The organism is Cohnella nanjingensis, assembly GCF_014212125.1.
GTDB lineage: Bacteria > Bacillota > Bacilli > Paenibacillales > Paenibacillaceae > Cohnella > Cohnella nanjingensis.
The window spans coordinates 177,462-195,907 of sequence record NZ_JACJVP010000004.1 but is presented as its reverse complement, the minus strand read 5'-3'; the positions used below and the strand labels follow the sequence as shown (position 1 = coordinate 195,907).

Genomic DNA, 18,446 nt, shown 5'->3' with positions numbered 1-18,446 from the left:
TCGGCGTTGGAGGTCTGGAGGGCTGGAGGTCCGGAGGTCGGGAGGTCTGGAGGTCTGGAGATCTGGAGATCCGGCGGTCTGGAGGTCCGACAAATCTATGATGACGGAACAATAGGAACTTAGAATGTCAGAATGTCCGCTTACCACCAATAGGCCATGTGGATTTAATCGTTGCAGCTCGTAAAGGCCGGATTCGCCGCTGTGCGATCCTTTTATAGCCTGTCGCAATTTTCATTATAGCCTGTGACCTGGTAAGGTCATGCGTGTTTTTTATGGCGTTGCTCTTTACTTTCCCTGGGAGATTGGGCACAATAAATGGCGGCACAGGTCTATTTTATAGATATCGGGAGGACCCTCATGCGTTTGCGCGGCAGGAAAAATATAAGGGAAAGCTTGGAGGCCCAGCCGGAACTGGTCATCTTGGAGCCTCAGAAGTGGAAGGGCCGGTGGCGCGAGTTCTTCGGCAACGATCATCCGATTCACATCGAGCTCGGGATGGGCAAGGGACGGTTCATCAGCCAGAACAGCGTGCTGCGGCCGCAGATCAACTATATCGGCATGGACATCTTCGACGAGCTGTTGCGCAGAGGCAGCGAGAAGGCGCGTGCCGCCTGGGCGGAAAAGGGGCACGACCGCGTGCCGAACCTGGCGCTCGTGCGCGGCAACGTCGAGTATTTGCAGGAGATGTTCGAACCCGGGGAGCTGGAGCGCATCTATCTGAACTTCAGCGATCCGTGGCCGAAGAGCAAGCACGGCAAGCGCCGGCTGACCCACCCGCGCTTCCTCTTGAAGTACAAGGAGCTGCTCAGCGAGATCGGCGAGATTCACTTCAAGACCGATTCGCTCAGCTTGTTCGAGTTCTCCTTGAACAGTTTCTCGGACGCGGGGCTGCAGATGCGCAACATCTCGCTCGACCTGCACCGGGAGACGCTGCGCGAGGATCTGGTCATGACCGAATACGAGACCAAGTTCGTCGGCATGGGCCAGCCGATCTACCGGCTGGAGGCCGTCATCGGCGAGAAGGTACTTCAGGAGCATCGCCGGCGCATCGCGGAGGAATTCGCCGCCTCGGAGCGCAAGGGCGGAGCCAAAGAGCGGCCGCCGGGCGCGGCGGACGAGCCGGACGAGGACGAGGACGAGGATTAAGTCGAAGTTCGGAGATGCAATGAGATGAAGAAGCCGCAATCCAAAGGCGATGCCTTTGCGATTGCGGCTTTGTTTTTGTTTTTGGAGGTGAACCGCAGCCGATGCGCCGGGTTAACGGGAGGTTCCGTAGACGAAGTCGCGCCATCGGGTCGGCGGGTCCGCGCGAAGCGGGTGCGAAGGTCGCGATAACCGCAAAATACGGTTAACGGGCGGCGCGGAGCCTCTGAAATCGCGGCGATAACCGCAAAAAACGGTTATCGGGTGGTGCAAAGGCTCGGAAACCACGGCGATAACCGCAAAAAGCGGTTATCGGATGGTGCGAAGCCTCGGAAACCGCGGCGATAGCCGCAAAAAGCGGTTAACGGCCCTCGCGGAGCCTCGGAAACAGCGGCGATAACCGCCAAATACGGTTAACGGGCGGAGCGGAGCCTCGGAAACAGCCGCGCGGCTTCGGAAATAACGGGTCGCCAGGCTGCCCGAGATTGTTAAAAAAACCTTAAGATTCCGGCCGATCGGCAACCAACTCGCCGCCCGCTTCGTTAACTTAGTGAATCCAAGTGGCCACGAGCAGCGCGGTAGCGCTCCCCAGCATGGCGCCGGCGACGGTGTCGCTCGGATAGTGGAGGCCGAAGTAGACGCGGGATAACGCGACGCCGATGCCGAGAGGCAGGAGCAGCGGGATCAGCAGCGGCTCAGCGGCCATCCAGGGCGTCAGCATGGCGAAGGCTGCCGTCGTATGGCCGGAAGGGAAGGAGGGGTCTTTCAAGGGACGCCGTCCCGTGTTCACGCGTTCGAACACTTGATACGGGCGCAAGCGAGGAGCGCTCCGTTTGGCCGCGGCTACGGGCAAGTGGCTGAGGGCCACGGCCGCGAGCGCTTGCCAGCCCGCCGTGCTCCACGGATCCGGCGCGACCAAGCCGGCCGCGAGGGAGAAGGCGAGGCTGAACGTCGCTCCGCCGAGCAAGGACAACATATAGAAAAGCCAATTCAAAGCTTCGCGATTCCATCGGATATTGACGTGCAGGAACAAAGGGCCTTCCACTTGATGCAGCAGGCGGTAGAATCGGCTCATGTCGATCGCTCTCCTTTATTCGCCGTCAGGGCGGACTATGCTTTCTATTCTAAGGGCGGAATGTCAGCGCCGTGTGAACGGAGCAGCGTCCGTCTGTAAAACGACGGATTTGACCTTGGATATACGGAGGCAGCGTCCGTCTGTAAAACGACGGATTTGACATCCCATTGACACCGCGATAACCTGCGGCCTTTACGATGCTCCTAGAGGATCGTTAGAGGAGGCGAAGCGCGAATGGGAGAAGTCCGATTGGCTTTGTTTACCGATACGTACGCGCCGGAGATCAACGGCGTGGCCAAGACGCTCGAACGGTGGGTCGGGTACCTGCGCAAGCAGGGCGTCGCCTGCCAGGTGTTCGCCCCGGCCCGCCCGCGCGGCGAAGAAGCCGCCGCCGGCGTCGCGGAACGGCTCGCGAGCGTGCCGTTCTTCCTGTACCCGGAATGCCGCATCGCCATGCCGGCGTCCGCCGGCGCGGAACGCAAGCTGCTGGACTTCCGGCCGACCGTCGTTCATGTCGCGACGCCTTTCGGGACGGGCATGACCGGCCGGCGGCTCGCGCTGAAGCACGGCATTCCGCTCGTCGCTTCGCACCACACGCATTTCGTGCGGTATTTGCCGTTTTACAATCTACAGTGGATGGGTAAACTCTTATGGAGATATTTGCATTGGTTTCATCGCCCATGCCGGAGGATCTACGTTCCGTCCCGATCGGTGCTTGAAGAATGCCGCAAGGACGGCTGGCGCGGGCTCGAGGTCTGGAGTCGCGCGATCGACACGTCCGTCTTCCACCCCCGGGTGGACCGGGGCGCGCTGTTCGCCGCGAACGGCATTCCGCAGGACGCCTTCGTGGCGCTCTATGCGGGACGGCTCGCGCCGGAGAAGCAGACGGAGGTCGCCGTTCACGCCGCCGCCCGCTTCGCCCGCGAGACCGGCGCCGACGTAAGGCTGGCGCTCGCGGGTGACGGCCCGCAAGCGCCGGGCATTCGGGCGCTCGCAGCCAAGCTTGGCTTGAACGCCGTCTTCCTAGGCTCCGTTACGCAGCGCGAGCTGCAGCCCTGGATGGCCGCGTCCGACGCGCTTCTGTTCCCGTCGCCGACGGAGACGTTCGGCAACGTGGCGCTGGAAGCGATGGCTTGCGGCCTGCCGGTCGTCGCAGCGAACGCGGGAGCGCTGCCCGACACCGTGGAGGACGGCGCGAGCGGCTTGCTCTGCCCGCCTGCCGACCCCTCCGCATTCGCAGACGCGCTAATCCGGCTTTACCGCGAGCCGGGGCTGCGCGCCGCGTTGTCCGAGCGGGCGATCCAAGAGGCGCAATCCCGATCCTGGGACGACGTATTCGGCCGCCTGCTGAACGGCATGGCGGAGGCGAGCGCGGAGGTGCCGGCCGTCTCATGAGATTCCTGTACGAGAAATGAAAAACATTTCATCGGCGAGAAATGTCGCACGGGTGAAGGTCGCCGGGACTCCGGCCTTAGAAACGGAGCATTCGGGCGATATATCGTTTACAACCGGCGATATCCGTCTCCTAGATGCGGCCTTGCCACCGAGATTCCCGCTTCTTGCGCGGAAAAGGCCGGATATGCGGATTATCGCGTTTTGACAAAGCGCTGGAAACCAAAGAAAATGAGCGTTGTGACTTTTAACGAAAAATGGCTGGTCCGGCTTCGGGCACAAGACCGCAAACACAAAAGAGAGAAAAGCATTTTAAGAAAAATAGGGGTCTAGGGGGTAAAACCGAATATGTTGAACAACTTTTTGCTCGCCGTTCAGGTGTTCTTTTTCCTGATTGGTGCCTACCAGGTCATCCTGTCCTTTTTCGGTTGGTACCGCAAAAAAGAACGCATCGAACACAAGCCGACCAAATCGTTCGCTCTTCTCGTGGCCGCTCACAACGAAGAGACCGTCGTCGGCGCGCTGTTGGAAAACCTGCTGAAGATGGAATATCCGCGCGAATTGTTCGACATTTTCGTCATCTGCGACAACTGCACCGACGGCACTGCCGCTGTCGTGCGCCGTTACCCGGGGGTCTATGCCTGCGAGCGGAACAACCCGCATCAGCGCGGCAAAGGCTTCGCCATCGAATGGATGCTTAAGGAACTGTGGAAACGCCCGAAGCAGTACGACGCCGTCGTCATGTTCGACGCCGACAACCTGGTCGCGACGAACTTCCTGCAATACATGAACGAGGATCTGTGCAACGGGCACCAAGTCGTCCAGGGCTATCTGGACACGAAAAACCCGCATGATTCCTGGGTCAGCGCCGCAAACGGCATCAACTACTGGTTCTGCAACCGGCTCTGGCAGCTTCCGCGCTATAACCTCGGTCTGTCCAACTTCCTGGGCGGCACCGGGATGTGCTTCGAGACGAAGCTGCTGAAGGAGATGGGCTGGGGCGCGACCAGCTTGGTCGAGGACTTGGAATTCACGATTCGCTGCATTCAGCGCGGCATCAAGCCGAAGTTCAACTTCGACGCCCGCGTCTACGACGAGAAGCCGGTCTCGTTCCGCGCTTCCGCCCGTCAGCGGCTTCGTTGGATGCAAGGCCACTTCGACATTACCCGCCGCTACATGATCTCCACGCTCTGGCAGGGGATCAAGGAACGCAGCTGGGTGAAGATCGACGCCGCCATTTATATCTTTAACGCGTACAACTTCCTGATCGGCTTCCTGCTGACGGCGACGCTGTGGTTCGATCTGCTGCTGCCGGGTTCGCCGCACTTCGACTCGATCTACTCGGTCGCGCCGGCTTGGATCGCCATTCCGATCTCGCTCTACATCTACGCGCAGCTGCCATTGTCCATGCTGCTCGAGAAGGTCAACTGGAAGCTCTACTTCCGCTTAATCACGTTCCCGATCTTCTTCTTCTCCTGGTGGCCGGTCACGTTCTGGGCGTTCTTCACGCAGAACAACAAGACGTGGAGCCACACGGAGCACACCCGCGTCCTGCGGCTCGAAGAGGTGCAAGGCAAGCAGATGTAAACATGCTGCCGCGATGCGGCGGCCCTTCGGGGCCGCCGTTTTGCGCTGCCGACGGATGGCGGCCGACGTGCTCCGATGGGACGGCCTGTACGGCCGACCGGCGTCGGTCTCGACGGCCGGGCTTCCGCCCGGACCGGGCACATCGGCCGTCGTCGGTCGGCTTGTACCTGCGGCGGCGCTGCTTTACAATTCGAACTAGAGGATGATCAGCCGGACGGAGGGGATGACCGCATGCGCGAATTCGAGGGGAAGCTGGTTCGGCCGCCGGGCGTCGGAACCTGGACGTACGTGGACGTTCCGTTCGACGTCGAGGAGGCTTTCGGCGCGAAGGGTCAGGCGCGCGTGCGCGGGACCGTGAACGGCGCCGGGTTCCGCAGCTCGCTCCTGCCGCACGGCAACGGCAGGCACTATCTGGTCGTCGGCGGGGCGCTGCGCGAGGAGGCCGGCGTGTCCGAGGCCGGCGACGCCGTGCGCGTGGCGCTGGAGCCCGACACGGAGGAACGAACGGTGGAAGCGCCGGCGGATCTGCTTGCCGCGTTGGCGGAGTCGCCGGAGGCGATGTCCTATTTTGATAGCCTCGCCTATTCCTACCGCAAAGAATACGTCTCGTGGATCGAGTCGGCCAAACGCGAGGAGACGCGGCGTTTGCGCATCGCCGCGGCGGCGGCGCGGCTGGCGGAGCGGCGCAAGCTGAGGGACTGAGCCGCGCAGGGCGAACGTCGTTGCGCCGCAGGTTGACAGTGCCGGGCGGGCGTGGTATAGTACTCGAGTGACTGTTTAATCAGCACGCGTAAGAAGAAGCACCCGCTTCTCACCTGTTCGGCTTTTGCTGGCTGGTATGCGTAGCCTACGTCAACTGGTTGTTGGTGAGCATAGCTTGCCAGAAGCCGATACAACGTTTGCGAGCGGAATGCGGGTTCTCATGACCCGTATTTTTTTGTTTTTAGAGAAGTTGCTTCAAAAACGACCTTTATTCCATTTTGGAGGTGGAACGCTATTAGCAAGGATCATCAAATCAACGAGGAAATCCGGGCGAAAGAAGTTCGGCTAGTCGGACCGGAAGGCGAACAAATCGGCATCAAGCCGTTTCGGGAAGCGATGCAGATGGCCATCGACGCTAACCTTGACCTGGTTAACGTAGCGCCGCAGGCGAAGCCTCCGGTGTGCCGCATCATGGACTACGGCAAATTCCGTTACGAGCAGCAGAAGAAAGAAAAGGAAGCCCGGAAGAATCAGAAGATCGTCGACCTGAAGGAAGTTTGGTTCCGCGCGAACATCGACGAGCACGACTATCAGACGAAGATGCGCAACGTACTGAAGTTCTTGAAGGAAGGCGACAAGGTGAAATGCTCCGTGCGTTTCCGCGGTCGTGAAATTGCCCATTCCAACATCGGCCAGAAGATTCTGGAGCGCGTCGCGAACGAAGCGACCGCAGCCGAACTATGCGTCATCGAGCGCATCCCGAAGTTGGAGGGCCGCAGCATGATTATGATTCTGGCCCCCAAAGCCACCCATTGATGACAGGAGGAACAACAGATGCCTAAGATGAAAACCCACAGCAGCTTGAAAGATCGCTTCAAAATTACCGGCACCGGCAAAGTGAAGCGTCATAAAGCATACCGCAACCACTTGCTGTCCCACAAATCGGGCCGTCAAAAGCGCGTGCTCGCTACCCAGCCGCTGATGGCGCAAGGCGACGTTCGTCGTCTGCAACAGCAACTGGCTAACCTGAAGTAATCCATCGATCTCGCAGCAGCGAGTTATACATTTTCCGGGAGGTAATCGCAAATGGCAAGAGTCAAAGGCGGGTTCGTAACGCGCCGCCGTCGCAATAGAGTCCTGAAGCTGGCTAAAGGTTACTGGGGCGCGAAACACCGCCTCTTCAAGAAAGCAAACGAGCAAGTTCTGAAGTCCCTGACGTACGCATACCGCGACCGTCGCCAAACGAAGCGCAACTTCCGCAAGCTGTGGATCGTGCGCATCAACGCGGCCGCTCGTCAGAACGGCTTGTCCTACAGCAAGCTGATGCACGGCCTGAAGCTGGCCGGCATCGAAGTGAACCGCAAGATCCTCGCCGATCTGGCCGTGAACGATATCAACGCGTTCAACTCGCTGGCCGGCACCGCTAAGGAAAAAATCAACGCTTAATCCGCGTTGCAGCATAGGCGCCGCCGCCTCTCCATTCGTTGGAGCGGGCAGCGGCGCTTTTTGCGTTTTCCGTCGAATGCAGCATCCGCCTACGTGCTCTGCTCTTCGTGCCCGCAAGCCGGCAAATGCTTTCTTTCCGCCTTTCCCGCACCGTTCGCCTAAAGGGTCGTAGACAACCATCCCGCTTGTCCGGTCCCGCCGCACCCCCTACATCTGTCTGTATCCGCGAATGGCGGCGAGACAAGGGTGCAGGCCGAGAAGGCTTGCACGGCATACGGTATAGGACAAACGTGAAAGGAGGGGTTCGAATGTCCCGAGTCACTCATGAGCAAGTCAAGAAGCTGGTCGGCCGCCATGTCTACGCGAAGCGGAAAGACGGCTCGGTCGTCAGCGGCAAGCTCGTGCAAATTCGCGGCAACGTCCTCGTACTGCAACAAGAAACGGGCAAAAACGTGCGTACCAAAGCGTTTTTACCGCTCGTATTGTTCGATGTGCTGGCAATTGGCACCACTCCGTTTTGGGGTTGGGACGGCGGCTTCGGCTGGGACGGCGGATTCTGGTAAGCATTGAACGGGGAAGGTGAAGCGCGGCTTGACGCTTCGCGACCGGTCGGAACGGAGCGGCGGCCTGCGCCCCGCTCCGTTCGTTTATCCGTACGGCTCGGAAGCGCGGGAAATATGTTATAATGACCGACAAAGACGGAGCTTAAGGTGCTGCGATGCTCTCTTATCTTGTTGTGTTGGCGACGGCCGCCGCGCTGCTGCTGGCCGCTCATTACCGGAACGAAGCGAACCGCTGGGCGGCGTTTTTCCTGCTCAGCGCCGCGCTCGGAGGCCTGGCGGAGACAGCCTTCCGTGCCCCGGATCTGGCGTTCTGGGCACGGCTCGCCGAGATGCTGAACCATACGCTCACTCCGTACGGCGTCCTGGTCTTCAGCATCGTTTACGCCGGTTCGGCCCCCCGCGTGCGCACGAGGCGGAGCTGGAAGGCGGCGCTGCTCGTCCCGGTTGCGGCGACGATCGCCGCGACGCTGTTCACGCCGGAGTTGGCGCTGAATTTCAAGCTGCTGCTGATCTGGACGGTTCCCTACTATTTGACGGCTTGCTGGCTGTTGATCCGTTCGTACTTGCGAGAGACGAATCTGCGAACGAAGCGGAATCGTCTCATTACGGCGCTGATCACCGTCCCCACCCTGCTGGGCGTGATCGCATTGATCAACGTAGCCAAGGCTTTGTCGCCCGACTTCGATTTTTTCCGGTACATATCGTTGTTCCTGGTCTATTCGTTCGCGCTCGCGGTGCTCTGCGTCTTCGTCTACGGCGTGCTGGGCGTGAAGGTGCGGCTAGAGAACGACTCGCTGCAAGGCGCGATGAAGGCGGCTCGGATGAGCACCGGGTTGTTGAACCACGCGGTGAAAAACGAAGTCGGCAAGATTGCGATCAGCGTGGACAACGCCAAGCGCGCTTTGATCGCGGACGAAGCGGAAGCCCGCGAGCATCTCCAAGTGATCGCGAACGCCGCCGATCACTTGATGGACATGACGAACCGCGTTCATAGCCGGACCCGGGACCTCGCTTGGCATCCGGAGCCGTGCCGGCTGGACCAGGTGGCGCAGGCTTGCCTGGACCGGCGCCGGGCGTGGCTCGCGGAGCGGGAAGTCCAAGTGGCCGAAGATTATTCGGCCCGGCCGGTCGTGCTCGCGGACCCCGTTCACCTGCGCGAAGCGTTCGACAACGTCTTGGCGAACGCGGCCGAGGCGATGCCCGGCGGCGGCGTCATCCGCGTCGTCGTGGAACAGGGACGCAAGGAGGCGGTGCTGCGCGTCCTGGATTCGGGAGACGGCATCCCGCCGGAGGCGATCCCGCGCGTCTGGGAGCCGTTCTACAGCACCAAGCCGAATCGGGACAACTACGGGCTCGGCTTGTCCTACGTCTATCAGGTGATGGAGAAATGCGGGGGATATGCGGACATCGCCAGCACGGTCGGGGCAGGTACCGTCGTCTCGCTGCATCTGCCGAGGAAGAGGGGAATGGCATGAACCGAATCCGATTGCTGCTCGTGGAGGACGATCCGGATTGGATCAAAGCGATGAGCGCCTTCCTGAACCGGGAAGAGGACTTGCTGATCGTAGGCGCGGCGACGAATGCCGAAGAAGCGCTGCAGTTGGCGCGCACGCTCGACTTCGACGTCGTCCTCATGGACGTACATCTTTCCGAGACGGGCCGCGACGGGATCTACGCCGCCATGGAGATGCTCGAGATTCGTCCCATGCGGGTCGTCATGCTCACCTCGGATACCGACGAGAAGACGATGACCGACGCGTTCACGGCGGGCGCCGTGCAGTACTTGGAGAAGAGCCGGTATCGGGAGCTGCCGCACGCGATCCGCGGCGTCTATCATCATCCCGGGGCGATGGAGGCGCTGCTCAAGGAGTTCGCCAGGCTGAAGCGGGAGGAGCAGCTCAAGCCGCTCACGCCGGCCGAACGGGAAGTGTACGAGATGATCGAGCGGGGCTACACGCATCCCCAGATCGAGAAGCGGCTGTACAAAGCGGAGAGCACGCTCAAAAATCAAGTGAACAAGATTCTGAAGAAGCTCCAAGTCCGCAGCGGCAAAGAGGCGGTCGACAAGGTGCGGCGCAAGGGACTCGCGGCGGATCGACATGAAAAGCGGGGCGAGACGCGGAACGACGAGTAAGGGAATAAGTCGTTGCACGGAGTTGCTATGCTGGGGCGCAACGCAAAGCAAACTGCAGAGCCGCCATGCAGACATGCAGAGCGCCATGCAGAGCTGCCGTAAAGGAACGCAACGCCGCTCCGACAACCGTATACGATACGTCTAACGAGGTACTACGCGATGTAGTACCTTTTTGAGTTGTCCGGCCACGGAATTTGGTCCTGAGCAGCCGGCCTCCGCTCGTCTACAATGACGATATAGCAAGGAGGCGATCACGATGAGACGACAAACATCCGCGTCCCAAGCCGAATCGATCGTTCTGCTCATCGACGGGCAATGCCTGCTCTGCCGGAACCTAACCCGGTTCGTGGCCAAGCGGGATTCCGCGCGCCGCTTCCGCTTCGCGGCGCTCGATTCCGAATACGGACGCCAGGCGCTTGCCCAGGGCCGTCTGCACGCGCCCGAGAACGGCACGTTCGTCATGATCATGCGCGGACGATATTACGCGAGGTCCGAGGCGGCGCTGCGCGTCTTCCGGCATCTGGACGGGGGCTGGCCGCTGCTGTACGGGGGCATCCTCGTGCCGGCACGCTGGCGGGATCGCGCGTACGATTGGATCGCCGCGAGGAGGCGGCGCTGGTTCCCGTTAGACGGAGCCGGGGCCGGCGCTTGCGACTTGCGGTCGAACGACGAAGCGCGCAGCCGAATGCGGGAGACGGAGCAGGAGGGGACGCAACGATGAGGAAAGGGAAACCGATCTACGTGGAGACGGTAATCGAGGCGGACATGGAGACGCTATGGCGGCATACGCAGACGCCTGGGCTGCATGAGCAGTGGGATCTGCGATTCTCGGAGATCGCCTATCTGCCGAAGGCGCCCGAGGCGCGCGTCCAGGCCTTCCGCTATGCGACGCATATCGGCTTCGGCCTGAACATCGGCGGGACCGGCCGCGCGGCGGCAGCGAAGGAGGGACAGGACGGCAGCCGGGTGTCCGCCCTGCGCTTCGCCTCCGACGACCCGCGCTCGCTGATTCGCAGCGGCGCCGGCTATTGGCGGTATGTCCCGCTGCCGGACGGCAAGCTTGCCTTCGCGACCCGGTACGATTATGATACGCGATTCGGGGCGCTCGGCCGGCTGTTCGACCGCGCGGTCTTCCGCCCGCTTTTCGGATGGGCGACCGCCTGGAGCTTCGACGCGCTGAAGCTGTGGCTGGAGCGGGGGATCGCGCCCGCGCTCAGCCTGCGGCAGACGCTGACGCACGCGCTGAGCGTCCTGGCGTTGGCATCGTGCTGGATCTACGAGGGATTGGCGCCGAAGATGCTCCACCCGGCATCCGGCGAGCTCGCGTTGATGCAAGCCGCGGGTTGGTTCCCCGGCCGCGAGGAGCAGGCTTTGTTCGCGCTGGGCGCGGCCGAGCTGCTGATCGGCGCGGCGGTCGTCCGCTGGCATCGCCGAGGCTGGACGTTCGGGGCGCAGGCAATCCTGTTGATCCTGTTGACGGCGGCCGGCGCGGCGGCGCAGCCGTCGCTGATGAACGCGCCGTTCGGCCCGTTGACGCTGGCGCTGCCGATGCTCGCGCTTAGCGGCATCGCGGCCGGGACGGCGGCGGGACTCCCGCGGGCCGGCAACTGCAGGCGGAAGCCGGCAACGCCGGAACGGAGAGGAGGGAATCGCGATGCCGTCCATCTATGAGCTGGCGCTAGGGGACGACTTCGCGCGGCTTCATCCGAAGATCCGCGAGCGTTTCGGCTTCTCGAGCGCCGATGGGATCGCCTCGTTCGGAGCGGGCGTCATGGACCGAATCTGGCACGCCAAGTGGGCGGTATTGCCGCTTGCGCTCGGCGCGACGAGGAACATCATGTTTCCGCAGTCCGGCCGGAGCGTACCCTTCAAGATCGCGAACTACGCCTACCGCGACGAACTGGGGCGGGAGACCGTAACCTGGAACCGCGCCTTTCAATTCGCGGACGCCCGCAGACGCTTCGAAGCGACGATGATCTATAGCGGCGAGCGAGGACGGATCGTCGACTACCTGGGCAACCGCCAGCATCTGGCGGTCGACCTCGATCTGGCCGTCGCGCCGAACGGCGGGATTCGGATCCGCTCCGGGGAGCAGCGCTTCTACGAGGGGCCCCTAGGCTTCCGCTTCCCGTCCGTTTGCACCGGCATCGCCGAAGTCTGCGAATGGTATGACGACGATGCGGCATGCTATCGGATAACGGTGGCGGTACGCCATCCGATCGCGGGACCGGTCTTCGCCTATGAAGGCGCCTTCCAGGCGGCGTTCAAGACCATGAGCGCTAGCGCAATCCCGATTGGTGCCAAGCCCCTTCGGCTGGAGCGACGGGAGTGAAGGAGCTGTTCGCGGACAGCGGTTTGACCATCTCGTAGCATTGAAAGTCGGACCTATAGCCTATGACCGAATAGCCGAGACGCTGGTAGAAGCGCTGTCCGCGGTAGTTGCCTTCGTCGACGTAGAGCCGCGCTTGCTTGCAGCCGTGCTTGCGGCCGTAGGCTTCGGCTTGCCGCATCAGCTCCGAGCCCCAATGCCGGTTCTGATGGTTGGCGCCGACCGCGAGCAGGTCGACGAACAGCGTCTCTTGCTGGACGATCATGTGGAGGAAGGCGAACGGCTCGCCGCCGCGGGTGCGCGAGACGACGAGCGTGACGCCGCGGTTCAGGCGCTCCTTCACGTGATCGGTCAGCCTGCGGTCGCGCGGATGCTGGCGCGGAGAGAGCGGGATAAGCTCCGTTCGGACGAGTTGGACAATGCCATTCAGGTCGCTTCGCCGTTTCCATCGAATCATTCGCGGCACCTCCTGCATAGTGACGGGATCGCTGCTGCAAGCTAGCCTCAAGCAGCAGCGGGGCATGCTGTATCGTATGACCATGCCAAGCGGTCTGCTCTCCGCGAATCTTCATACGCGTATTGACGAACCGTCGGGCGAGGCATATAATGAGTACAACTTGATGCAACTTGAACAGCCGTGAAGAGGAAGAAGCGTAAGGGCTCTTTTGCTCAGAGAGCGTCGGGATTGCTGCGACCGATGCCAGAACCCCTGCACGCAAGGTCTCCTCGGAGCTGTTCTCCTGAACCGCCATGCCGGCGCAGTAGGGGGAATCGCGTAGCGCACGTTATCGCGCCCCAAGTACGGAAGCAGATGTTACATCATGCGCTTTGTACTTGACGAGGTCGTCCACCGCGAGGTGGTCGGCGAACCCGGGTGGTACCGCGGAAGGAACAGCCTTTCGTCCCAGAACGTCTATGTCGACGTTTTGTGGATGAAGGGCTTTTTGATTTCACTCGAACATTTCGAAAGGAGGATGACGGATGAGCGCGCATAGTGCCACACTGAAGTCCAAAGAAGAATTGATTGAAAAATGGGGCAAGCAAGAAGTCATCACGGGATCTGAAATGCTGCTCCGGAGCTTGTTATTGGAGGGCGTCGATTGCGTCTTCGGCTATCCGGGCGGCGCGGTTCTGTACATCTACGACGCCATGTACGGCTTCGAGGATTTCAACCATCTGCTGACCCGTCACGAACAAGGCGCCATCCACGCGGCCGACGGCTATGCCCGCAGCACGGGCAAAGTCGGCGTCTGCATCGCTACTTCGGGCCCGGGGGCGACCAATCTCGTCACCGGCATCGCGACGGCTTACATGGACTCGGTGCCGCTCGTCGTCATCACCGGCAACGTCATCTCGAGCCTGATCGGCACGGACGCCTTCCAGGAGGCGGACATCGTCGGCATCACGATGCCGATCACGAAGCACAGCTATATGGTCAAGAAAGCGGAGGATCTACCCCGCATTATTCATGAAGCGTTCCACATCGCGAACACGGGACGCAAAGGACCGGTCCTGATCGACATTCCGAAGGACGTCTCCGCCGCCAAGGCGCTGTTCCAGCCGGTCAAGGAAGTCAAGCTGCGCGGCTACAATCCGACGATTCAGCCGAACAAGCAGCAGGTCGACAAGATGCTCCGGGCGATCGAGCAGTCGGAACGTCCGATCCTGCTCGTCGGCGGCGGCGCCGTCTACTCCGGCGCGCACGAGGAAGTGTTCGAATTCGCGACCAAGACGCAGATCCCGGTCACGACGACGCTGCTCGGACTCGGCGCCTTCCCGAGCGGCCAAGAGCTGCACATGGGCTTTCCGGGCATGCACGGCACTTGGACCGCCAATACCGCGATCCAGAACGCCGATCTCCTCATCAACATCGGCGCCCGGTTCGACGACCGCGTCACCGGCAAGCTGTCCGAGTTCGCGCCGAAGGCGAAGATCGTGCACATCGACATCGATCCGGCCGAGATCGGCAAGAACGTGCCGACCGACATCCCGATCGTCGGCGACGTCAAGGCGGTGCTCCAGCAGGCGATCGCCGGCGCGAAGCGCGCCGACAAAGCGGACGCCTGGCGCGCGCAGATCCAGGAATGGAAGGCGAGCAAGCCGTTCAGCTACTCCGATTCGGAGACGGAGCTGAAGCCGCAGTGGGTCATCTCGATGATCCACGACACGACGAACGGCGACGCGATCGTCACGACGGACGTCGGCCAGCATCAGATGTGGGCGGCTCAGTACTACCCGTTCAACAAGCCGCGCTCCTGGGTCACCTCCGGCGGCCTCGGCACGATGGGCTTCGGCTTCCCTTCCGCCATCGGCGCGCAGATGGGCAACCCGGACCGCACCGTCGTCTCGATCAACGGCGACGGCGGGATGCAGATGTGCGCGCAGGAGCTCGCCATCTGCGCGATCAACAACATTCCGGTCAAGGTGGCCATCATCAACAACCAAGTGCTCGGGATGGTTCGCCAATGGCAGGAGCTCATCTACGACAATCGGTACAGCCATATCGATCTGGCCGGCAGCCCCGACTTCGTGAAGCTGGCCGAGGCGTACGGCGTCAAGGCGTTCCGCGCCTCGAACAAGGAGGAAGCGCGCCAAGCCTGGGATGCGGCGCTGAAGCATCCGGGACCGGCCGTCGTCGAGTTCGTCGTCCGCAAGGGCGAGAACGTCTATCCGATGGTCGCCCAAGGCAGCGCGATCGACGAAATGATTATGGGGGATGCGGAATGAACCTTAAACATACCATCGCCATTCTCGTGAACGACCAGCCCGGCGTTCTGCAGCGCGTATCCGGCTTGTTCGGCCGCCGGGGCTTCAATATCGAGAGCATCACGGTAGGCGCGTCGGAAGAACCCGGTCTGTCCCGCATGGTCATCGTGACGACCGGGGACGAACATACCTTGGAACAAATTCAGAAGCAGCTCTACAAGATCGTCGACGTCATCAAGGTCATCGACGTCGGCTCGAATCCGATGGTCGGACGGGAGCTCGGCCTGATCAAGGTCAGCGCCGAACCGTCGACCCGGCCGGAGATTCTCGGCATCGTCGAGACGTTCCGCGCCGCGGTCGTCGATATCAGCCCGGCCAGCCTCATCGTGCAGGTCGTCGGCGATACCGAGAAGATCGACGCCATGATCGAACTGCTCAAGCCGTACGGCATCCGCGAGCTGTCGCGGACGGGGGTGACCGCGCTCACGCGCGGTTCCCGCTAACCGGCCTCGGCTCTTATCCATCATCCGCCTCCCGCAGGGAGCGGGTGTTCGAGGAGAGAACCGCGCGCCGACCGGCCGAGGCTCGTCCGGACGGCGCCGCGATTCTCTCTTGGGACGCCCGTTTCATGAGGGTTGCCCTATTACAGCTTCAATTAATAAGGAGGATTACATTCAATGGCAGTCAACTTGTTCCATGAGAAAGACGCTGACCTGAGCGTTCTGAAAGGCAAGACCATCGCGGTAATCGGGTACGGCAGCCAAGGCCACGCCCAAGCGCAAAACCTGCGCGACAGCGGCCTGAACGTCATCATCGGCCTTCGTGCCGGCAAGTCCGCCGATACGGCTCGCAACGACGGTTTCGAAGTGCTGTCGGTAGCCGACGCAACCCGCAAAGCGGACGTCGTTCAGATCCTGATGCCCGACGAGACGCAAGCTGCCGTTTACAAGAACGAGATCGAACCGAACCTCAAAAAAGGCGCGGCGCTGATGTTCTCCCACGGCTTCAACGTTCACTTCGGCCAGATCGTCGCGCCGGAAGACGCGGACGTTCTGCTCGTCGCTCCGAAGTCCCCGGGCCACATGGTTCGCCGTACGTACGTCGAAGGCTTCGGCGTTCCCGGCCTGATCGCCATCCATCAGAACGGGACGGGCAAAGCGTTCGAGATCGGCATGGCTTATGCCAAAGGCATCGGCTGCACCCGCGCGGGCGTCATCGAGACGTCGTTCCGCGAAGAGACCGAGACCGACCTGTTCGGCGAACAAGCCGTTCTGTGCGGCGGCGCGAGCGCGCTGGTCAAAGCGGGCTTCGAGACGCTGGTCGAAGCGGGCTATGCGCCTGAAATGGCTTACTTCGAGTGCTTGCACGAGCTGAAGCTGATCGTCGACCTGATGTACGAAGGCGGCCTGGCTTCGATGCGCAGCTCGATCTCCAACACGGCGGAGTACGGCGACTATGTCACCGGCCCTCGCATCGTAACCGACGAGACGAAGAAAGCGATGAAGGAAGTCCTCTCGGACATCCAACAAGGCAAATTCGCCCGCGACTTCATCCTCGAGAACCAATCCGGCCGCGCCTTCCTGACGGCAACCCGCCGCAACGAAGCCGAGCATCCGATCGAAGTGGTAGGCGGCCAGCTGCGCGGCCTGATGCACTGGATCAAGAAGTAATCGCGCCGGGCGCGACGGCAATACTGTGCTATAATTGAGGAGAAGGTCCGAATCCATCGGCCTTCTCTTCTCTCATATGTGTAATGCCAGGAGGTGCGGTGTACCAGCCATGCGTAAAATATACATTTTCGATACGACGCTTCGCGACGGCGAGCAATCCCCGGGCGTCAACCTGAACACCCAAGAGAAAGTCGAGATCGCGCTCCAGCTGGAGAAGCTCGGCGTCGACCGGATCGAAGCCGGCTTCCCGATCGCTTCCCCGGGCGACTTGGCCGCGGTGAACGCGGTGGCCCGCGCGGTCAAGAACGCTTCGGTCGTCGGCCTGGCGCGTTCGCGCGAGAAGGACATCGACGCTGTCGTCGAGGCGCTGAAGGGCGCGCAGGATCCGCGGATCCACATCTTCCTCGCGACCTCGCCGATTCACCGGAAGCACAAGCTTCGCATGGAGAAAGCCGAAGTGCTGGAGACGGCCGAACGCATGATCAAGTACGCCAAGGCGCGCTTCGCGCAAGTGGAATTCTCGGCGGAGGATGCCGGACGCACCGAGCTCGACTTCCTCTGCGAAGTGACAGCGCTTGCGATCAAGGCCGGCGCGGATGTCGTGAACATCCCGGATACGGTCGGCTATATGACGCCGTATGAGTACGGCAACATTTTCAAAACCTTAAAAGAGAACGTGCCGGACATCGAGAAGATCCAACTGTCGGCGCACTGCCACGACGATCTCGGCATGGCGACGGCCAACTCGCTGGCCGCCATCCTGAACGGGGCCGATCAGATCGAAGGCACGATTAACGGCATCGGCGAACGGGCGGGCAACACGGCGCTCGAGGAAGTGGCGCTCGCGCTCATGACCCGCGCCGAGTTCTTCGATGCGTCCACGACGCTTCATCTGCAAGAGATCGCCAAGACGAGCCGCCTCGTGAGCAAGCTGACGGGCATGCCGGTGCCGGGCAACAAGGCGATCGTCGGCGCCAACGCGTTCGCGCACGAATCGGGCATCCATCAGGACGGCGTGCTGAAGGAGAAGACGACCTACGAGATCATCTCCCCGGCGACGATCGGCCTGAAGGACAGCAAGCTCGTGCTCGGCAAGCACTCGGGCCGCCACGCGTTCCGCGAGAAGCTCGTCGATCTCGGCTTCGAGAACCTCACCGAAGAGCAAGTGAACGCCGCCTTCGGCAAGTTCAAGGACGTGGCCGACCGCAAGAAGGACGTCAGCAACGAGGATATCCTGGCGCTGCTCGAAGAGAAGCTCGTCGAGACGCCGGAAGTATTCGCGCTCGAGCAGCTCGTCGTCGCCTTCGACAGCCATGCCGTGCCCAGCGCGACGGTCAAGCTGCGCAAGGAAGGCGTCGTCTCCTCGCATACCGCCGAGGGCAACGGCACCGTGGACGCGATCTACCAGGCCATCCTGGCGCTCACGAACGAAGAGGCGGAGCTGGACGATTACTCGATCAAGTCGGTTACCGACGGCACCGACGCCCTCGGCGAAGTGCACGTCGTACTGCAGCAAGGCGAGTACAGCGCCCAAGGACGCGGCGTCAGCACGGACATTCTCGAGGCGAGCGCGCGCGCATACGTGGACGCTCTCAACCGCCTGGTGGAGAAACGCAAGGAACCGGCCCGCACGAAGCGGGATCGGGACAACGTCACCTTGATTTAACGCTTATCAATCCATCGCACTAGCGGGGGCCCG

At 61.7% G+C, this 18,446-nt stretch carries 20 protein-coding genes; 18 read left to right on the top strand and 2 right to left on the bottom strand.

Going from position 1 to position 18,446, the window contains the following annotated elements; all coding sequences use genetic code 11:
* Positions 1 to 357 precede the first annotated feature (357 nt).
* Positions 358 to 1,146, top strand: coding sequence for a tRNA (guanosine(46)-N7)-methyltransferase TrmB (gene trmB / locus H7C19_RS03860; protein ID WP_185141259.1), 789 nt, complete (start codon positions 358 to 360; stop codon positions 1,144 to 1,146).
* Between the two features lie 544 nt (positions 1,147 to 1,690).
* On the opposite strand, the gene H7C19_RS03855 is transcribed toward trmB, so the two are convergent.
* The gene (locus tag H7C19_RS03855) at positions 1,691 to 2,218 is read right to left on the bottom strand and encodes a phosphatase PAP2 family protein (RefSeq protein ID WP_185141258.1); all 528 of its coding nucleotides are present in this window, start codon (positions 2,216 to 2,218) and stop codon (positions 1,691 to 1,693) included.
* A gap of 234 nt (positions 2,219 to 2,452) precedes the next feature.
* Between H7C19_RS03855 and H7C19_RS03850 the strand changes: the two genes are divergently transcribed.
* From H7C19_RS03850 to H7C19_RS03795, 13 genes are all read left to right on the top strand, one after another.
* Positions 2,453 to 3,613, top strand: a complete 1,161-nt coding sequence (locus H7C19_RS03850) for a glycosyltransferase family 4 protein (protein WP_185141257.1) — start codon at positions 2,453 to 2,455, stop codon at positions 3,611 to 3,613.
* Positions 3,614 to 3,958: 345 nt separating this feature from the next.
* Positions 3,959 to 5,197, top strand: coding sequence for a glycosyltransferase family 2 protein (locus tag H7C19_RS03845; protein ID WP_185141256.1), 1,239 nt, complete (start codon positions 3,959 to 3,961; stop codon positions 5,195 to 5,197).
* Between the two features lie 13 nt (positions 5,198 to 5,210).
* Positions 5,211 to 5,396, top strand: coding sequence for a hypothetical protein (locus H7C19_RS34140; protein ID WP_221469021.1), 186 nt, complete (start codon positions 5,211 to 5,213; stop codon positions 5,394 to 5,396).
* Positions 5,397 to 5,428: 32 nt separating this feature from the next.
* Positions 5,429 to 5,899, top strand: coding sequence for a YdeI/OmpD-associated family protein (locus H7C19_RS03840; protein ID WP_185141255.1), 471 nt, complete (start codon positions 5,429 to 5,431; stop codon positions 5,897 to 5,899).
* 312 nt (positions 5,900 to 6,211) lie between these two features.
* Entirely contained in the window at positions 6,212 to 6,715 is a 504-nt protein-coding gene (gene infC / locus H7C19_RS03835) for a translation initiation factor IF-3 (protein ID WP_227884633.1), read from the top strand.
* Between the two features lie 18 nt (positions 6,716 to 6,733).
* A complete protein-coding gene (gene rpmI, locus H7C19_RS03830) occupies positions 6,734 to 6,934 on the top strand; it encodes a 50S ribosomal protein L35 (protein ID WP_185141254.1) in 201 nt (66 codons plus the stop codon).
* A 51-nt stretch (positions 6,935 to 6,985) separates the two neighbouring features.
* Positions 6,986 to 7,345, top strand: coding sequence for a 50S ribosomal protein L20 (rplT, locus tag H7C19_RS03825; protein ID WP_185141253.1), 360 nt, complete (start codon positions 6,986 to 6,988; stop codon positions 7,343 to 7,345).
* A 308-nt stretch (positions 7,346 to 7,653) separates the two neighbouring features.
* Entirely contained in the window at positions 7,654 to 7,908 is a 255-nt protein-coding gene (locus H7C19_RS03820; RefSeq protein ID WP_185141252.1) for a 50S ribosomal protein L33, read from the top strand.
* Between the two features lie 155 nt (positions 7,909 to 8,063).
* The gene (locus tag H7C19_RS03815) at positions 8,064 to 9,383 is read left to right on the top strand and encodes a sensor histidine kinase (RefSeq protein ID WP_185141251.1); all 1,320 of its coding nucleotides are present in this window, start codon (positions 8,064 to 8,066) and stop codon (positions 9,381 to 9,383) included.
* On the top strand, positions 9,380 to 10,042 hold the full coding sequence (locus H7C19_RS03810; protein WP_185141250.1) for a response regulator transcription factor: 663 nt from the start codon (positions 9,380 to 9,382) through the stop codon (positions 10,040 to 10,042). Before H7C19_RS03815 ends, H7C19_RS03810 begins: the two co-directional genes overlap by 4 nt.
* A gap of 256 nt (positions 10,043 to 10,298) precedes the next feature.
* Positions 10,299 to 10,763 (top strand): thiol-disulfide oxidoreductase DCC family protein, encoded by a 465-nt coding sequence (locus H7C19_RS03805; protein WP_185141249.1) that lies wholly within the window; start codon positions 10,299 to 10,301, stop codon positions 10,761 to 10,763.
* On the top strand, positions 10,760 to 11,713 hold the full coding sequence (locus tag H7C19_RS03800; protein ID WP_185141248.1) for a DoxX-like family protein: 954 nt from the start codon (positions 10,760 to 10,762) through the stop codon (positions 11,711 to 11,713). The genes H7C19_RS03805 and H7C19_RS03800 overlap by 4 nt, the downstream gene beginning before the upstream one ends.
* A complete protein-coding gene (locus H7C19_RS03795) occupies positions 11,697 to 12,374 on the top strand; it encodes a DUF4166 domain-containing protein (RefSeq protein WP_185141247.1) in 678 nt (225 codons plus the stop codon). The genes H7C19_RS03800 and H7C19_RS03795 overlap by 17 nt, the downstream gene beginning before the upstream one ends.
* Here the strand turns inward: H7C19_RS03795 and H7C19_RS03790 are convergent.
* On the bottom strand, positions 12,322 to 12,828 hold the full coding sequence (locus H7C19_RS03790) for a GNAT family N-acetyltransferase (RefSeq protein ID WP_185141246.1): 507 nt from the start codon (positions 12,826 to 12,828) through the stop codon (positions 12,322 to 12,324). The two genes, H7C19_RS03795 and H7C19_RS03790, sit on opposite strands and share 53 nt — an antisense overlap.
* Before the next feature lie 524 nt (positions 12,829 to 13,352).
* On the opposite strand from H7C19_RS03790, the gene ilvB reads away from it, so the two are divergent.
* From ilvB to H7C19_RS03770, 4 genes are all read left to right on the top strand, one after another.
* On the top strand, positions 13,353 to 15,098 hold the full coding sequence (gene ilvB / locus H7C19_RS03785; RefSeq protein WP_185141245.1) for a biosynthetic-type acetolactate synthase large subunit: 1,746 nt from the start codon (positions 13,353 to 13,355) through the stop codon (positions 15,096 to 15,098).
* Complete coding sequence (gene ilvN, locus H7C19_RS03780; protein ID WP_185141244.1) at positions 15,095 to 15,580, top strand: acetolactate synthase small subunit; 486 nt, start codon at positions 15,095 to 15,097, stop codon at positions 15,578 to 15,580. The genes ilvB and ilvN overlap by 4 nt, the downstream gene beginning before the upstream one ends.
* Positions 15,581 to 15,754: 174 nt before the next feature.
* Complete coding sequence (gene ilvC, locus H7C19_RS03775) at positions 15,755 to 16,747, top strand: ketol-acid reductoisomerase (RefSeq protein WP_185141243.1); 993 nt, start codon at positions 15,755 to 15,757, stop codon at positions 16,745 to 16,747.
* A gap of 109 nt (positions 16,748 to 16,856) precedes the next feature.
* Positions 16,857 to 18,413 (top strand): 2-isopropylmalate synthase, encoded by a 1,557-nt coding sequence (locus H7C19_RS03770; RefSeq protein WP_185141242.1) that lies wholly within the window; start codon positions 16,857 to 16,859, stop codon positions 18,411 to 18,413.
* Positions 18,414 to 18,446: the final 33 nt, after the last annotated feature.

Excerpts from the sequence above, each read along its gene's own strand:
- trmB (WP_185141259.1), top strand. The coding sequence starts at position 358 with ATGCGTTTGCGCGGCAGGAAAAATATAAGGGAAAGCTTGGAGGCCCAG.
- H7C19_RS03855 (WP_185141258.1), bottom strand. The coding sequence starts at position 2,218 with ATGAGCCGATTCTACCGCCTGCTGCATCAAGTGGAAGGCCCTTTGTTC.
- H7C19_RS03850 (WP_185141257.1), top strand. The coding sequence starts at position 2,453 with ATGGGAGAAGTCCGATTGGCTTTGTTTACCGATACGTACGCGCCGGAG.
- H7C19_RS03845 (WP_185141256.1), top strand. The coding sequence starts at position 3,959 with ATGTTGAACAACTTTTTGCTCGCCGTTCAGGTGTTCTTTTTCCTGATT.
- H7C19_RS34140 (WP_221469021.1), top strand. The coding sequence starts at position 5,211 with ATGCGGCGGCCCTTCGGGGCCGCCGTTTTGCGCTGCCGACGGATGGCG.
- H7C19_RS03840 (WP_185141255.1), top strand. The coding sequence starts at position 5,429 with ATGCGCGAATTCGAGGGGAAGCTGGTTCGGCCGCCGGGCGTCGGAACC.
- rpmI (WP_185141254.1), top strand. The coding sequence starts at position 6,734 with ATGCCTAAGATGAAAACCCACAGCAGCTTGAAAGATCGCTTCAAAATT.
- rplT (WP_185141253.1), top strand. The coding sequence starts at position 6,986 with ATGGCAAGAGTCAAAGGCGGGTTCGTAACGCGCCGCCGTCGCAATAGA.
- H7C19_RS03820 (WP_185141252.1), top strand. The coding sequence starts at position 7,654 with ATGTCCCGAGTCACTCATGAGCAAGTCAAGAAGCTGGTCGGCCGCCAT.
- H7C19_RS03815 (WP_185141251.1), top strand. The coding sequence starts at position 8,064 with ATGCTCTCTTATCTTGTTGTGTTGGCGACGGCCGCCGCGCTGCTGCTG.
- H7C19_RS03810 (WP_185141250.1), top strand. The coding sequence starts at position 9,380 with ATGAACCGAATCCGATTGCTGCTCGTGGAGGACGATCCGGATTGGATC.
- H7C19_RS03805 (WP_185141249.1), top strand. The coding sequence starts at position 10,299 with ATGAGACGACAAACATCCGCGTCCCAAGCCGAATCGATCGTTCTGCTC.
- H7C19_RS03800 (WP_185141248.1), top strand. The coding sequence starts at position 10,760 with ATGAGGAAAGGGAAACCGATCTACGTGGAGACGGTAATCGAGGCGGAC.
- H7C19_RS03795 (WP_185141247.1), top strand. The coding sequence starts at position 11,697 with ATGCCGTCCATCTATGAGCTGGCGCTAGGGGACGACTTCGCGCGGCTT.
- H7C19_RS03790 (WP_185141246.1), bottom strand. The coding sequence starts at position 12,828 with ATGATTCGATGGAAACGGCGAAGCGACCTGAATGGCATTGTCCAACTC.
- ilvB (WP_185141245.1), top strand. The coding sequence starts at position 13,353 with ATGAGCGCGCATAGTGCCACACTGAAGTCCAAAGAAGAATTGATTGAA.
- ilvN (WP_185141244.1), top strand. The coding sequence starts at position 15,095 with ATGAACCTTAAACATACCATCGCCATTCTCGTGAACGACCAGCCCGGC.
- ilvC (WP_185141243.1), top strand. The coding sequence starts at position 15,755 with ATGGCAGTCAACTTGTTCCATGAGAAAGACGCTGACCTGAGCGTTCTG.
- H7C19_RS03770 (WP_185141242.1), top strand. The coding sequence starts at position 16,857 with ATGCGTAAAATATACATTTTCGATACGACGCTTCGCGACGGCGAGCAA.